The sequence below is a fragment of the Nocardioides solisilvae genome, from assembly GCF_003194625.1.
Classification (GTDB): Bacteria; Actinomycetota; Actinomycetes; order Propionibacteriales; family Nocardioidaceae; genus Nocardioides; species Nocardioides solisilvae.
Window position 1 is genome coordinate 321,587 of record NZ_QHKX01000002.1, and the last position, 14,555, is coordinate 336,141.

The 14,555-nt window shown below is 74.4% G+C and carries 12 protein-coding genes; 4 read left to right on the forward strand and 8 right to left on the reverse strand.

Annotation, left to right across the window (positions count from 1 at the left end):
- Positions 1 to 51: 51 nt before the first annotated feature.
- Positions 52 to 1,362 carry an SGNH/GDSL hydrolase family protein gene (locus DNK53_RS07540; RefSeq protein WP_110181698.1) on the reverse strand — a complete coding sequence of 437 codons (1,311 nt, stop codon included), beginning with the start codon at positions 1,360 to 1,362 and terminating at the stop codon, positions 52 to 54.
- Positions 1,363 to 1,421: 59 nt separating this feature from the next.
- On the opposite strand from DNK53_RS07540, the gene DNK53_RS17445 reads away from it, so the two are divergent.
- Positions 1,422 to 1,940: a hypothetical protein gene (locus DNK53_RS17445; protein ID WP_162599828.1), complete on the forward strand. Its 519-nt coding sequence runs from the start codon at positions 1,422 to 1,424 to the stop codon at positions 1,938 to 1,940.
- Positions 1,937 to 2,371 carry a DUF4439 domain-containing protein gene (locus DNK53_RS17450; protein ID WP_162599829.1) on the forward strand — a complete coding sequence of 145 codons (435 nt, stop codon included), beginning with the start codon at positions 1,937 to 1,939 and terminating at the stop codon, positions 2,369 to 2,371. The genes DNK53_RS17445 and DNK53_RS17450 overlap by 4 nt, the downstream gene beginning before the upstream one ends.
- Positions 2,372 to 2,627: 256 nt before the next feature.
- On the opposite strand, the gene DNK53_RS07550 is transcribed toward DNK53_RS17450, so the two are convergent.
- Positions 2,628 to 4,397: a proline--tRNA ligase gene (locus DNK53_RS07550; protein WP_110181700.1), complete on the reverse strand. Its 1,770-nt coding sequence runs from the start codon at positions 4,395 to 4,397 to the stop codon at positions 2,628 to 2,630.
- Positions 4,398 to 4,530: 133 nt separating this feature from the next.
- Between DNK53_RS07550 and DNK53_RS07555 the strand changes: the two genes are divergently transcribed.
- A complete protein-coding gene (locus tag DNK53_RS07555; protein WP_110181701.1) occupies positions 4,531 to 5,556 on the forward strand; it encodes a hypothetical protein in 1,026 nt (341 codons plus the stop codon).
- 22 nt (positions 5,557 to 5,578) lie between these two features.
- On the opposite strand, the gene DNK53_RS07560 is transcribed toward DNK53_RS07555, so the two are convergent.
- From DNK53_RS07560 to DNK53_RS07585, 6 genes are read right to left on the reverse strand one after another with little or no spacing between them, the layout of a single operon-like run.
- Positions 5,579 to 6,418, reverse strand: coding sequence for a GNAT family N-acetyltransferase (locus DNK53_RS07560; protein WP_110181702.1), 840 nt, complete (start codon positions 6,416 to 6,418; stop codon positions 5,579 to 5,581).
- A 55-nt stretch (positions 6,419 to 6,473) separates the two neighbouring features.
- Positions 6,474 to 7,625, reverse strand: a complete 1,152-nt coding sequence (ispG, locus tag DNK53_RS07565) for a flavodoxin-dependent (E)-4-hydroxy-3-methylbut-2-enyl-diphosphate synthase (RefSeq protein WP_110181703.1) — start codon at positions 7,623 to 7,625, stop codon at positions 6,474 to 6,476.
- Between the two features lie 57 nt (positions 7,626 to 7,682).
- Complete coding sequence (locus DNK53_RS07570; protein WP_110181704.1) at positions 7,683 to 9,032, reverse strand: M50 family metallopeptidase; 1,350 nt, start codon at positions 9,030 to 9,032, stop codon at positions 7,683 to 7,685.
- Positions 9,029 to 10,135, reverse strand: a complete 1,107-nt coding sequence (dxr, locus tag DNK53_RS07575; RefSeq protein WP_110181705.1) for a 1-deoxy-D-xylulose-5-phosphate reductoisomerase — start codon at positions 10,133 to 10,135, stop codon at positions 9,029 to 9,031. The genes DNK53_RS07570 and dxr overlap by 4 nt, the downstream gene beginning before the upstream one ends.
- Positions 10,136 to 10,168: 33 nt before the next feature.
- Positions 10,169 to 12,052 carry a propionyl-CoA synthetase gene (locus DNK53_RS07580; protein WP_110181706.1) on the reverse strand — a complete coding sequence of 628 codons (1,884 nt, stop codon included), beginning with the start codon at positions 12,050 to 12,052 and terminating at the stop codon, positions 10,169 to 10,171.
- Position 12,053: 1 nt separating this feature from the next.
- Positions 12,054 to 13,505, reverse strand: coding sequence for a M1 family metallopeptidase (locus DNK53_RS07585; RefSeq protein WP_110181707.1), 1,452 nt, complete (start codon positions 13,503 to 13,505; stop codon positions 12,054 to 12,056).
- A gap of 166 nt (positions 13,506 to 13,671) precedes the next feature.
- Here DNK53_RS07585 and DNK53_RS07590 point away from each other — a divergent pair, with 166 nt between their 5' ends.
- Positions 13,672 to 14,538: a serine protein kinase RIO gene (locus DNK53_RS07590; RefSeq protein WP_110181708.1), complete on the forward strand. Its 867-nt coding sequence runs from the start codon at positions 13,672 to 13,674 to the stop codon at positions 14,536 to 14,538.
- Positions 14,539 to 14,555 lie beyond the last annotated feature (17 nt).

Genomic DNA, 14,555 nt, shown 5'->3' on the forward strand with positions numbered 1-14,555 from the left:
TCCTTTGTGCTGTTGTCGTCGCCCACCATAACTGGCCGACGGCGTCCGGGCTCAGTCGCAGGGCTCGCGCGGGGTGAGCGCCCTCGTCACCAGGGCGGCGATCCGGCGGTGCCCCGCCGGGTCCGGGTGGACGGGGTGCCGGTCCTCCAGCATCAGCCCGGACTCGTGCCCACCGCCGGGGACCAGGCGGGGCCACCGCCGCCCGAGGTCGAGGACCGCCACGTCGCCCCCCGCCATCCCCAGCAGCGTCCGGCGCAGCGGCGCCCACTCCTGGGGCGGCCAGCGGTCGGGGTCGCGCACCACGCGGTAGGGCACGACGAGGAGCACGGCGTGCGGCCCGTCGTCCGCGGCCTTCGCCCGGGCGACCACCTGCTCCAGGTTGCTGCGCAGCTGACGCGGCGTGGTGTGCCAGAACCAGTCGTTGACCCCGAGGTTCACGACGGTGAGGTCGGGCGCGGTCGCCGCGGCCGCCCGCCAGTGCCGCTCGGCCGAGCGGCGCAGCGAGGGCACCCACCCGTGCGAGGACCAGCCCCCGTGGCTCCCGTCGAGGACGTGGACGCCCGCGGTCAGGTCGGCCTCGGAGCCGAGCACCTCGAACCCCTCCAGGAGCACCGGACGCGCCCCCGCCACCACCCGCACCACGTGGCTCCCGGGCGCGAGCGCCGGGGAGAGCCAGCCGCCGCCCGGCGCGCCAGGCGTGTCGGCCAGCCGCACGGCGGGCCCGTCGTCGACGGCCACCGAGGCCGTCGCCCGGCCCCCCGGGTCGCTGGACCAGACGCGCACGCGGGTGCCGGTGACGGCGAGCTCCACGACGGCCCCGGCGCGGAGCCCCAGCGCCTTGGAGCCGAGGCCGTGGCTGCTGACCCGCTCGACGCCGCCGGAGACGACGCGCAGGCCCGGCGGCTGCAGGCCCGACCAGGTGGTGGCCGGCAGGTGGCCCGCTCCCTGGGCGTCGGGCAGCGGGAACCGCTCCCGCAGGGCGGCCTGCAGGGCGCTGGCCAGGCGCCCGTCCCAGCTGGTGCCGGCGCCCTCCGTGATCGAGTCGCCGACCAGGAGCACGTCGGCGCGGCGGGTGCCGACCACCCGCAGCGCGTTCCACCACGGGACGAGCGCGTCGGGGTTGAGCAGGGCCACGGAGGGGCGGCAGCCGACGCGGGCCCGGGCCGCGACGGGCCGGGCGGCGACCGCTGGCGGGGCCCCGGCGGTCGTTAGGACGGCACCGGGGTCGGGCGCGGGTCGTCCCCCGGTCGGCGCGAGCAGCGCCCCGAGTCCTGCCACGAGTCCTGCGACGAGTCCCGCCACGGCCAGGACCGCGAGCAGGGAGGCGAGGCGCGGGCCCCGCCCGCTCTGGACGACGTGCACGAGGACCTCCCGGGGTGGGTGGCCCAATCTAGGGCTTCCGGCCGGGCTACGCTCCCCGGGTGCGCCCTTCGCCCCCACGCCACCGCCCCGGTGGGAGCACGGCGTCGCGGCGGGCGGTGCTGGTCGCCACCGGCGGGGCCGCCCTGCTCGTGGGCACCGGGTGCGACGTGCCCGGGCCCGACCGGTCGGCCGACTCCCTCCCCGACCCCGGGCGATCGCTGCTCGACGAGGTCGGGGCAGGTGCGGCCGCGGCGGCGGCCCGGCTGACGGCAACCACGGCGGCGCACCCGGGCCTCGCCCCCGCGCTCGAGGGACTGCGCACCACCCAGGCCGAGCACCTGCGCGTCCTCGCCGCGACGCTCGGGGAGGACCCGCCCGCCCCCCTCGCGACGCCGGGCCCCGCCGTGCCGCGGCGGTCCCAGGCCGCCCTGCGGGTCCTGCTGCGCGCGGAGCGCACCCGCCTGGCGTCGGTCCTGGACGGGGCCCGCGAGGTCGACGACGGCCGGGTGGCCCGGTTGCTCGCCTGCCTGGGCGCCGGCCTGGCCCAGCAGCTCGCGCTCGCGGAGGGCTCGCCGTGAGCACCCTGGAGCGGCTCCAGGCGGCGTTGGCGGCCGAGCACGCCGCCGTCCACGTCCTCGCCGTCGTCGCCGCGCAGGCGGCGAGCGCCGCCCCCGCCGCCGGGCAGGGCGGGGCGTTCACCCTGGCCGCCGCACGACACGCCGTCCACCTGGGTCGCCGCGACCTGCTGGTCGACCAGCTCCGTGCACGGGAGGCGGAGCCCGTCGCAGCGGCCGCCGCCTACGAGCTGCCGGAGCTCGGCACCACGACGCTCGCCCTCGCCGCCGGAGCGCTCGTCGAGGAGAGGTGCCTGGCGGTGTACGCCGACCTGGTCGCGGCGTCGTCGGGCCGGCTGCGCGCCTGGTCCGTCGAGCAGCTGCAGGAGTCGGCCGTGGCGGTGCTGGCCTGGGACGGGCTGCCCCGCCCGTTCCCCGGGGCCGACGAGCTCTGACTCCGGCCGGTGGGCACGTCGGAAAATGGGAACGGCCCGCGGTCTCGTCACCCTGGGGGAGTCCCGAGATCTCCCCCAGCGCGCCGAGGCCGCGGGCCGGCAGGGCTGGTCAGCAACAGCCCGGTGTGGTTCAGAGCCTGGGTCGAGGATCAGCTACCACTGGCATGAGTCTGCAACACAGCGTCCAGACGGACCAAGCGATTCAGGTTGCATGAACTTGCAGTGCGTAAACCCGCAGAACCCCGAGGTTCGTCCCTCAGCCCCGGACGACGTCGCGGACGTGGCCGGCCGCCTCCGCGACGGCGACCTCGGTGCGCTCCCCCGTCCTGCGGTCCTTGACCTCGACGAGCCCGTCGGCCAGGCCACGGCCGACCGTGACGATCGTGGGGACGCCGATGAGCTCGGCGTCCTTGAACTTCACCCCGGGGCTGGTCTTGCCGGCCCGGTCGTCGTAGATCACCGTCAGTCCCGCCGCGTCCAGCTCGCCGGCCAGCCGCTCCGCCGCCTCGAAGAGGGCCGGGTCCTTGCCGGCGGCGACGACGTGGACGTCGGCCGGGGAGACCTCGCGCGGCCAGCACAGGCCGATCTCGTCGAGGGTGTTCTCGGCGATCGCGGCGACCGCGCGCGAGGGCCCGATGCCGTAGGAGCCCATGGTCACGGTCACCAGCTTGCCGTTCTCGTCCAGCACCTTGAGGTCGAGCGCCTCGGCGTACTTGCGGCCCAGCTGGAAGATGTGGCCCATCTCGACGCCGCGCGCGGACTCCAGGCTGCCGTGCTCGCAGGCGGGGCAGGCGTCGCCGTCGCGCACGTCGGCCGCCTCGATGGTGCCGTCGGCGGTGAAGTCGCGCCCGGCGACCAGGTCCACGACGTGCCGGCCCTCGGCGTCCGCGCCGGTGACCCAGCGGCTGCCCTCCACGACGCGGGGGTCGACGAGGTAGCGGATCCCCGAGGGCGACTCCTCGCCGAGCGCGCCGGGGCCGATGTAGCCCTTGACCAGGGCGGGGTGCCGGCGGAGCTCCTCCTCGTCCATCGCCTCGACCTCGATCGGCTCGAGCTGGCCCTCCAGGCGCTTCTGGTCCACCTCCCGGTCGCCGGGGAGGCCGATGGCCAGCGGCTCGCGGGTGCCGTCGGGGTGCCGGAGCACCACCAGGACGTTCTTGAGGGTGTCGCCCGCCCGCCACGGACGGTCCTCGCGCGGGAGGTGGGCGTTGAGGTGGTCCACCAGGGTCTCGATGGTGGGCGTGGCCGGGGTGTCCTCGACGTGCGCCGCGGGGGCGTCGGCCAGGGGCAGCGGGGCGGGCGGGCGCACCGCCACGGCCTCCACGTTGGCCGCGTAGTCGCAGGCGGTGCAGCGGACGTAGGTGTCCTCCCCCACCTCGGTGCGGGCCAGGAACTCCTCCGAGCGGGAGCCGCCCATCGCGCCCGAGGTGGCCTTGACGATCGCGTAGTCGAAGCCCAGGCGGTCGAAGATCCGCACGTAGGCGTCCCGGTGGCGCTGGTAGGAGGCCTCCAGCCCCGCGTCGTCGACGTCGAAGGAGTAGGAGTCCTTCATCACGAACTCGCGTCCACGGAGCAGGCCCGCCCGCGGTCGCGCCTCGTCGCGGTACTTCGTCTGGATCTGGTACAGCGCGAGGGGCAGGTCCTTGTAGGAGGAGTAGAGGTCCTTGACCAGCAGCGTGAACATCTCCTCGTGGGTGGGCCCCAGGAGGTAGTCGCCGCCCTTGCGGTCGGTCAGCCGGAAGAGGTTGTCGCCGTACTCCTCCCAGCGGTTCGTCGCCTCGTAGGGCTCCTTGGGCAGCAGGGCCGGGAAGAGCACCTCCTGGGCACCGATCGCGTCCATCTCCTCGCGGATGACGTCCTCGATCCGGCGGAGCACGCGCAGCCCCAGCGGCAGCCAGGTGTACATGCCCGGGGCGACGCGGCGGACGTAGCCGGCGCGCACCAGCAACCGGTGGCTGGGCACCTCGGCCTCCGCGGGGTCGTCACGGAGCGTGCGCACGAACAGCTGGGACATCCGGAGGATCATGGGCGCAAGGCTACTGGCGGCGTCGGGTGTCGCCGAACGGAGGCGAGCGCCGAGGCAACCTCCGCGCCGGCAGCCGCGTCCACTCCCTGCCGGCACACCACGGCACACCACCACGACCGGACCGGAGCCCGCCATGCGCACCTCCCTCAGCAGATCCCTCCTCCTCCTCGTCGCCTCCACCGCCCTGGCCGCGGGGGCCGTCGCCCCGGGGCCCGCGGGGGCCACGCGCCCCGCGGGCGCCGGACAGGACGACGCCCGCGCGGCGGCGTTCCTCGAGCCCCGCGACCTGCCGCGGGGCCCCGACGCCGCGGTGCCCCACGTCGAGGGCTCGACCTTCGTCGACGGCGCCCGTCGCGTCGAGCTCGACGCCGGCCGCGTGGGGCTGCTCGGCCGGTCGGGCACGGCCTTCGTGCTCCGCACCAGCCGGGACGACGGCAGCCGGGCCCGGGTGGTCAGGCTGCTGCCGGACGACGGCACCGAGGTCCTCCTCCGGGGCCGCGACTCCGAGTCCGTCCGGCTCAGCACCGACGGCCGCCGGCTGGTCCAGGCCCGCGCGACCTCCCGCGGAGGCGCCCCGACCACCCGGGTCTCGGCCTGGGACGCACGCACGGGCGCGCTGGTGCACCGGCACCGGCTCCCCGGCTACGTCGACCTGCTGGACAGCACCCGACGCCGGGCGCTGCTCAGCACCGAGGGGCTGACCTTCCGGCTCGACCTCGCCACCGGCCGCCGCACGACGCTGGTGGCCCGGCGCGCCGGCGCGGCCGACCTCGCGGCGGGACGCCTCGCCACCTACACGGGCGACCCCTACCAGGGCGGCTGCACCGTGGTCTCCACCCTGGCCGAGCCGCGACGGGCCCTCTGGCGCTCCTGCACCGAGCGGGTCGACGACTTCTCCCCCGACGGGCGCCACATGACCACGATCGACCTGCTGGCCGACGGGATCGGGCCCGGCAGCGTCTGGCTCCGCACGACCCGCGGCCGCCAGCTGGCGCAGTGGCGCACGGGCTGGTTCGGCACCACGGGCTGGGAGGGGCCGGCGACGGTGCTGCTGGAGGTCAACGGTCGTCGCAGCTCGGCGCTGGTCCGCTGCACCCCGGACGCGTGCGACAACGCGACCGACCCCGGCCCGGTCCCGCAGCTGCGTCGCGGGGCCTGAGGTCCGGCGACCCTGCGTCGGGTCAGAACATGATGGTGGCGAAGCGGGCCGACTCGGTGAAGCCCGCCCGCTCGTAGGCCGTGCGGGCGCCCTCGTTCCAGTCGTTGAGGTAGAGCGAGACCACGGGGGCGACCTCGCGCCGGACCAGCTCCACGACGGCCGCCATGCCGTGGGTGGCGAGGCCCCGGCCCCGCAGGTCGGGCGGGACGTAGACGCCCTGCACCTGGGCGGCGTACGGCGACGCGCACGCCACCTCCGCCTTGAACACGACCCGACCCGCGTCGAACCGGGCGAACGACCAGCCCCGGGAGATCAGCTGCTGGATGCGCGCCCGGTAGAGGTCCCCGCTCCCGCCGGCCTCGGGCGAGACGCCGACCTCCTCGGTGTACATCGACACGCAGGCCGGGTAGAGGACATCGAGGTCGGCGTGGGTGGTCGCGCGGACCTCGGGATCGGGCTCGGCCCTGGCGGGGCCGGAGATCTCCAGGTGGGGCTGGCGCCACCGCTCCTCGCGCGGACGCCCCCACGCGCCGTCCAGCTCGCGCCACAGCGTGGCGACGGCGGCCTCGGGGCCGACCAGGGTGGACGAGCGACGCCCCACCCGGGCCGCCCGCCGGGCGAAGAGGGTGGCCGACTCCTCGTCGCACTGGACCGGGACGAGGTTGGCCCCCACGTGGCACGCGGCCACCATCTCGTCGTCCACGAACCGGCCCCAGACCTCGCCGCCGAGCCAGCGCGGGTCCAGCCGGGTGGTGCGGGCCCGGTGGTCGACGAAGACGTTGACCACCGGGTCGCGCGCGGTCAGCTCGAGGAACTCCTGGAGGTCCAGTACCCCGAGGACCTGGATCTCGTCACGGGTCACGCGGCGACCATACTCTCGCCGTCGGCACCCGACGGGACGCGCCGGACGCGGTCGGTCAGGAGACGGAGACCGAGGCCCCGCCGCCCTCGACCGGCTCCATCCCCTCGGCGATGCGCATGGCCTCCTCGATGAGGGTCTCGACGATCCGCGACTCGGGCACCGTCTTGATGACCTCGCCCTTGACGAAGATCTGCCCCTTGCCGTTGCCGGAGGCGACACCGAGGTCGGCCTCGCGCGCCTCGCCGGGACCGTTGACCACGCACCCCATCACGGCGACGCGCAGCGGCACCTCGAGCCCGTCGAGGCCCGCGGTGACCTGCTCGGCCAGTGTGTAGACGTCGACCTGGGCGCGCCCGCAGCTGGGGCACGAGACGATCTCGAGCTTTCGCTCGCGGAGGTTGAGCGACTGCAGGATCTGCAGCCCGACCTTGACCTCCTCGACCGGCGGGGCGGAGAGGGAGACCCGGATCGTGTCGCCGATGCCGCGGCTCAGCAGCGCCCCGAAGGCGGTGGCGGACTTGATCGTCCCCTGGAAGGCCGGCCCGGCCTCGGTCACGCCGAGGTGGAGCGGCCAGTCCCCCGCCTCGGCGAGGAGCTCGTAGGCCCGGACCATCACGACCGGGTCGTTGTGCTTGACCGAGATCTTGAAGTCGTGGAAGTCGTGCTCCTCGAAGAGGCCGGCCTCCCAGACGGCCGACTCCACCAGGGCCTCCGGGGTGGCCTTGCCGTGCTTCTCCAGCAGCCGCTTGTCCAGGGAGCCGGCGTTGACGCCGATCCGGATCGAGGTGCCGTGGTCCTTGGCGACCTGCGCGATCTGCTTGACCTGGTCGTCGAACTGGCGGATGTTGCCCGGGTTGACCCGGACGGCGGCACAGCCGGCCTCGATCGCGGCGTAGACGTACTTCGGCTGGAAGTGGATGTCGGCGATGACCGGGATCTGCGAGTGCTGGGCGATCTGGGGCAGCGCGTCGGCGTCGTCCTGGCTCGGGCAGGCCACCCGCACGATGTCGCACCCGGCGGCCGTGAGCTCGGCGATCTGCTGCAGCGTGCTGTTGACGTCGGAGGTGACGGTCGTCGTCATCGACTGGACGGAGATCGGGTGCTCGCTGCCCACGCCCACCGAACCGACCTTGATCTGGCGGGTCGGGCGTCGGGGCGAGAGGACCGGAGGGGGTAGCGCGGGCATGCCCAGGCCGATGGCAGTCATGCCGTCAAGGCTACCGGCCGGGCCCCGCCGCCACCCGGGTCACCCGGGTCACCCGGGTCACCCGGTGAGGCTGACCGGGACCACCAGGTCCCCGACGATCAGCACGACGCCCATCACCAGCAGCGCCAGGCCGACGACGTAGGCGACCGGCAGCAGCCGTGCGACGTCGACGTGTCCCGGGTCCGGCCGGCGCCGCAGCCTGGCCACCCAGCGGCGCAGGCCCTCGTACGCCGCGCCCGCGATGTGGCCGCCGTCCAGCGGCAGCAGCGGGACGAAGTTGAACATCCCGATGAAGAAGTTGAACCCCGCCACCAGCATCACGAGGAAGGCCAGCTTGTCGGTCGTGGGCGCGACCTCGTGCGAGACGGCCTCACCGGCGAGGCGACCGCCGCCGACGATCGAGACGGGGCCCTGCGGGTCCCGCTCCTCGAGCCCGACGATCGCCTTCGCGACGCCCCACACCTTCACCGGGAGCTGGCCGAGCGCCTCGACCGTGTCGACGGTCATCCGGCCCATCTGGCCCAGCGTGTAGCCCAGCCCGCCGGTGGCCAGCTCGGTCGCCGGGGTGACCCCCAGGAAGCCGACCTCCACGAGGGTCTGGTCCTCGGCGGAGGTCGGGCGCGCGGTGACCGTCGTGTTGGTGACCAGGGTCCGCTCGGTCCCGTCGCGCCGGACCACGATCTCGGCCCTCCCGTCCTCGTTGCCACGGATCTGCTTCTGCAGCACCTCCCAGTCGGTGACCGGGACGCCGTTGAAGCTGACGAGCTCGTCGCCCTCCTGCAGCCCCGCGGCGTACGCGGGGGCGACCGGGTCGTCCTCGCGGCACACGCGCTGGTCCTCGGCGGCCGGCACCACGCACGCGGAGACGTCGGCCACCTCGGGCAGGATCCGCACGTCGTTGGGGTTGCCGTAGCTGGCGAAGAGCGGCGCGAAGAGCGCCAGCGCGATGGCGATGTTGACGGTCGGGCCCGCCGCCATCACGACGATCTTCTTCCAGGCCGGGAGGCGGTAGAAGAGGCGCTCCTCGTCGCCCGGCTGGACCAGCTCCCACTCCGCGGTGCGGGCGTCGGAGACCAGCTGGGTGAAGAGCCCCGTGTTGGACTGGCGGACCCGGAAGACGGGCTCGCCGTGCTCGTCGAAGCCGGCCGGCTCGGCCAGCTCGGCGGCCCCGGGCGGCAGCATCCCGACGATCTTGACGTAGCCGCCGAGCGGCACCGCCTTGATGCCGTACTCCGTCTCGCCGACCTGCTTGCTCCACACGGTGGGCCCGAAGCCGATGAAGTACTGGGTGACCTTGGCGCCGAACTTCTTCGCCGGCACCATGTGGCCCAGCTCGTGCAGCCCGATCGAGACCAGGATGGCCAGCACGAAGAACACCACGCCCAGGGTGTAGAGCAACGCGGTCATGGAGCGGTCAGGTCCCCTCGGATCATGCGGCGGGCCTCCGCGCGCGCCCACGTGTCGGCGGCGAGGACGTCGTCCACGGTCAGCTTCTCCTCCGAGGGTACGCCGTGCCGGTCCAGCACGCCCGCGATCGTCTCCGCCACCTGCCCGAAGCGCAGCCCACCGGCGTGGAACGCCTCGACGCACTCCTCGTTGGCGGCGTTGTAGACGGCCGGGGCCGTCCCGCCGGCCTCCCCCGCCCGGCGGGCCAGCCGCACCGCGGGGAAGACCTCGTCGTCGAGCGGCTCGAAGCGCCAGTCCGCCGCCTTCGTCCAGTCGATCGGGGTCTCGGCGTCGGGCACCCGGTCGGGCCACCCGAGCCCCAGCGAGATCGGCACCAGCATCGTGGGCAGGCCCAGCTGGGCGACCACCGCGCCGTCGACGAACTCGACCATCGAGTGGATCAGCTGCTGGGGGTGCACCACGACGTCGATCCGGTCGAAGGGGACGTCGAAGAGCAGGTGCGCCTCGATCACCTCGAGCCCCTTGTTGACCAGGGTGGCCGAGTTGGTGGTGATCACCCTGCCCATGGCGAAGTTGGGGTGGGCGAGGGCCTGGTCGGGGGTCACGTCGTCGAGCTCGGCCCGGGTGCGGCCCCGGAAGGGGCCTCCCGAGGCGGTCAGCACGAGGCGGCGCACCTCGCCGCGGCTGCCGGCCCGCAGGCTCTGCGCGATGGCGCTGTGCTCGGAGTCGACGGGCACGATCTGGCCCGGGCGCGCGAGGTCGCGGACCAGGGGCCCGCCGATGATCAGGGACTCCTTGTTGGCGAGCGCCAGCGTGCTGCCGGCCTCCAGCGCGGCCAGCGTCGGGCGCAGGCCCACCGCTCCCGTGATGCCGTTGAGCACGACGTCGCAGGCCATCGACGCGGCCTCCACCGAGGCCTCCTCCCCCACGCCCGAGAAGGCGGGCCCGAACTCGGCGACCTGCTGCTCCAGCAGGTCGGCACGGCCGCCCCCGGCCGTCAGCCCGACCACGCGGAACCGGTCGGGGTTCGCCCGGACCAGGTCGAGGGCCTGGGTGCCGATGGAGCCGGTGCTGCCGAGGATGACGACGTCGCGCTGCTTCACCCGGACAGTCTGGCGCAGCGCCTCGTGCGGGGCCTACTCGCGGCGCAGCACGGGGCGCAGCTCCTCCAGGACCTTCTCGTCCTCGATGGTCGACGGCACGGGGGTCTCCTTGCCGTCGGCGATCTCGCGCATCGTGCGCCGCAGGATCTTGCCGCTGCGCGTCTTGGGGAGCCCCCCGACGACGGTGACCTCCTTGAAGGCGGCCACCGCCCCGATCTCCGCGCGCACCATGGCGACCAGCTCGTCGCGGACCTCGTCGGGGTCGGCGTCCACGCCGCTCTTGAGCACGACGAAGCCGCGGGGAAGCTGGCCCTTGAGCTGGTCCGCGACCCCGATCACCGCGCACTCGGCGACCGCGGGGTGCCGCGCCACGACCTCCTCCATCGCACCCGTGGAGAGCCGGTGCCCCGCCACGTTGATCACGTCGTCGGTCCGCCCCATCACGAAGAGGTAGCCGTCCTCGTCGAGGTAGCCTCCGTCCCCGGTGAGGTAGTAGCCCTCGTGCGCGGAGAGGTACGACGCCACGAACCGCTCGTCGTCGCCCCACACGGTGGTGAGCGTCCCCGGCGGCAGCGGGAGCCGGAGGCAGATGGCGCCCTCCTGCCCGGCGGGCACCGGTGCGCCGTCGGGGCCGAGCACCTGCACGTCGAAGCCCGGCACCGGCACCGACGGCGAGCCCGGCTTGACCTCCATCGGCTCCAGCCCGCGCAGGTTGGCCGCGATCGGCCAGCCGGTCTCGGTCTGCCACCAGTTGTCGACCACGGGGACGCCGAGGCGCTCGCCCGCCCACTGCCAGGTCTCGGGGTCCAGCCGCTCCCCGGCGAGGAAGAGGGTCTGCAGGCTGGAGAGGTCGTGGTCGGCGAGGTGCGTGCCCTCGGGGTCGTCCTTCTTGATCGCCCGGATCGCGGTCGGCGCGGTGAACAGCGCCTTGACCCGGTGCTCGGCGACCACCCGCCAGAACGCGCCGGCGTCGGGGGTCCCGACCGGCTTGCCCTCGTAGAGCACCGTGGTCGCTCCCGCGATCAGCGGGGCGTAGACGATGTAGGAGTGGCCGACCACCCACCCCACGTCGGAGGCGGCCCACCAGACGTCGCCCTCCCCCACGTCGTACACGTGGCGCAGCGACCACGCCATCGCCACCGCGTGCCCGCCGTTGTCCCGGACGATGCCCTTCGGTCGTCCGGTGGTGCCGGAGGTGTAGAGGACGTACAGGGGGTCGGTCGCCGCGACCGGGACGCACTCCGCGGGGTCGGTCCGTCCGGCGCGCATGGCGACGTCCCAGTCGACGTCCCGGCCGTCGACGAGCGACGCCATGACCTGGGGCCGCTGCTTGACGACGACGGCCGCCGGGGCGTGCTGGGCGAGCTCCAGGGCCCGGTCCAGCAGCGGCTTGTACTCGATGGTGCGCCCCGGCTCGATCCCGCAGCTCGCGCTCACCACGACGGTCGGCGTCGCGTCGTCGATCCGCACCGCGAGCTCGTGCGGCGCGAACCCGCCGAAGACGACCGAGTGCACCGCGCCGATCCGCGCGCAGGCCAGCATCGTGACGACGGCCTCGGGGATCATCGGCATGTAGACGACCACCCGGTCGCCCTTGGTCACCCCGAGGTGCCGCAGGACGCCCGCGAAGGCGGCCACCTCGGCCAGCAGCTCGGCGTAGGTGAGCGTCCGCTTCGTCCCCGTCACGGGCGAGTCGTGGATCAGTGCCGGCCGGTCGGCGGCACCGCGCACCACGTGCCGGTCCAGCGCGTTGTAGCAGGTGTTGAGGGTCCCGTCGGGGAACCAGCGGTAGAAGGGCGGGTGGTCGTCGTCCAGGACCCGGCGCGGTGGGGTGAACCAGTCCACCAGCCCCGCCTGGCGACCCCACCAGGCCTCGGGGTCGCGGGTCGACTCGTCGTGCTCCGCGCGGTATCCCATCTCAGATCAGTCCGTTCTCCTGGGTGGCGGCGGGTCGGGTCGGTTCGCGGAGCCAGACCCGGAAGAAGTCGGTGAGGTCCTGACCGCTGGTCTCGGCGGCGAGGGCCTCGAACTCCTCGGAGGTGGCGTACCCGCCGCGGCGCGTCTCGAGCCACGTCCGCAGGAGGGTCCAGAAGGCCTCCTCCCCGATCCGGTTCCGCAACGCCTGGAAGGCCATCCCGCCGCGCACGTAGACGGCGTCGTCGAAGACCCTCCGCGGCCCCGGGTCGGCGATCGCCAGGCGCCAGAACGAGTCGGGCGCTCCGGCGTGGGTCCGGGTCAGCCAGTCCGCGGCCGTGCGTACCCCGCGCAGCTCCTCGTGGCGCTGCTCCATGAAGGTGGCCGCCCCCTCGTTGAGCCAGATGTCGCGCCAGCGTGCGATCGCGACGCTGTCGCCGAACCACTGGTGGGCCAGCTCGTGGACCAGCAGCCACTCCTGCCCGCGCGTGAGGACCGGGTAGGTCGGCCTGGTCTGGTTCTCCAGCGCGAAGCCCGGGTCCAGCGACGTCACGACCCCGCCCGTGCTGGTGAAGGGGTAGTCGCCCAGGTCCCGCTCGAGACGCCGGAGGATCGCCGGGGTGCGGCGCAGCATCCGCATCGACGCCCTCCGCTCCGCCCGGGGCAGGCGCGAGGAGACCGCGACGGTCCAGGGCAGCCCGTCGCTGACCCCGCGCTCCACGTCGAAGCGCCCGGCCGCGAAGAACGCCAGGTAGGTGGTCATCGGCTCGACCGCACGCCAGTGCCAGGTGGCGGTCGCGCCGCGCGTGCGGCGGGAGACGAGGTCGCCGTTGGCGACGACCTGGCGCCCGCGGGGCACTCGCACGGAGACGTCGAAGGTCGCCTTGTCCGTGGGGTGGTCGTTGGCGGGGAACCACCACGGCGCCATGTGCGGCTGGTTCATGGTGACCACCTCGTGCCGGTCGGCCAGCCAGCTGGAGGCGCCCCGGTAGCGCTCGCGCCCCGGGCGGCCGGCGTACGTGACCTCCACCTCGACCGGGATCCCCGGCTGGAGGGCGGCCGCCGGCCGGACCACCAGCTCGTGCCCCTCGGTGCGTCGGTGCGCGGCCGGCACGCCGTCGACGGTCACCTCGGAGGCTGCGAGCACGAGGTCCAGGTGGAAGGAGGAGAGCTCCTGGGTCGGCACGAGGGTCAGCGTGGTGCGACCGCGCAGCCGACCCTGCTCGAAGTCGTAGCCGACCCGGACGTCGTAGTGCTGGACGTCGATGCCGCCGTTGCCGTCGAGCGGGAAGTAGGGGTCCCCCACGCCGGCGCTCCCCGGCCCCGGGTCGGCGAGCCCGGTGTGCCGGACCCCCGGGTGGGCCGCGGCCGACGGGCCCAGGGCGACGACGAGGGCGAGGGTGGCGAGCGCCGCGGCGAGCGGGCGAGGGGTCCGCGGGCTGGGGGGCCGGGTCATGCTCGCCAACGTACCGCGAAAACCGGTTGCCCAGCCGGGCCCGACAGGCTCACGATGGGCCGGTCCGAGTGCGCCGCACCCACCGGGAGACGAAGGAGGCGCGACATGTCCACGACTGTCCTCTGCCTGTCCGCAGACCACCTCCCTCCCGGCTGGAGCCGCCCCGATGTCCCTCGAGCACCACGTCCTGTCCGAGGTCGCCGACCTCGCCCCCGTCGCTGACCCCGTCCCGGAGTTCCGTCCGTACGACGAGATCGACGAGCGCACCCAGCGCTGGTCGACCTGGTCCGAGGTCGAGTCGCTGATGCGCGGTCCGGAGCCGCGCCCCGCCTGGGTGGTGACCTCCCAGGGCGCCGTCGACACCGAGCTGGGGATCCTCAAGACCGGCAAGGAGGCCGACGTCCACCTCGTCGAGCGCGCCGACCCCCACGACCCGGCGGGAGGCGTGGTGATGGCCGCCAAGCGCTACCGCGACGCCGACCACCGCGCCTTCCACCGGGCCGCCGTCTACACCGAGGGCCGCTCCGTCCGCCGCTCGCGCGACGCTCGCGCCCTGAAGCGGCGCTCCACGTGGGGCCGCACCGTCGCGGCCGGCGAGTGGGCGGCCGCGGAGTGGTCGGCGCTGGGCCGCTGCTGGCGGCTCGGCCTCCCGGTCCCCTACCCGGTGCAGCTCGACGGGACCGAGATCCTCATGGAGTGGATCGAGGACGACGGCGCCACCGCACCCCGGCTGGCGCAGACCCGTCCCGGGCGAGACCTGCTGCAGCACTGGTTCGACCAGCTCGCCGAGGCCCTGACCACGATGACCCAGGCCGGGCTCGTCCACGGCGACCTGTCGCCGTACAACGTGCTCGCGCAACGGGAGCGCCTCGTCCTCATCGACCTGCCCCAGGTCGTCGACCTGGTTGGCAACCCGCAGGGGCCGGAGCTCCTCCTGCGCGACTGCACGAACATGTGCCGGTGGTTCCGCGCGCGCGGCCTGGACGTCGACGAGCAGGACCTCTTCGCCGACCTGCTGGCGCACGCCTTCTGACGGCGCCCCGGCGACGC

Coding starts and splice junctions, on each gene's coding strand:
- DNK53_RS07590 (WP_110181708.1), top strand. CDS start 13,672: ATGTCCCTCGAGCACCACGTCCTGTCCGAGGTCGCCGACCTCGCCCCC.
- DNK53_RS07585 (WP_110181707.1), bottom strand. CDS start 13,505: ATGACCCGGCCCCCCAGCCCGCGGACCCCTCGCCCGCTCGCCGCGGCG.
- DNK53_RS07550 (WP_110181700.1), bottom strand. CDS start 4,397: ATGATCCTCCGGATGTCCCAGCTGTTCGTGCGCACGCTCCGTGACGAC.
- DNK53_RS07570 (WP_110181704.1), bottom strand. CDS start 9,032: ATGACCGCGTTGCTCTACACCCTGGGCGTGGTGTTCTTCGTGCTGGCC.
- DNK53_RS07580 (WP_110181706.1), bottom strand. CDS start 12,052: ATGGGATACCGCGCGGAGCACGACGAGTCGACCCGCGACCCCGAGGCC.
- ispG (WP_110181703.1), bottom strand. CDS start 7,625: ATGACTGCCATCGGCCTGGGCATGCCCGCGCTACCCCCTCCGGTCCTC.
- DNK53_RS07555 (WP_110181701.1), top strand. CDS start 4,531: ATGCGCACCTCCCTCAGCAGATCCCTCCTCCTCCTCGTCGCCTCCACC.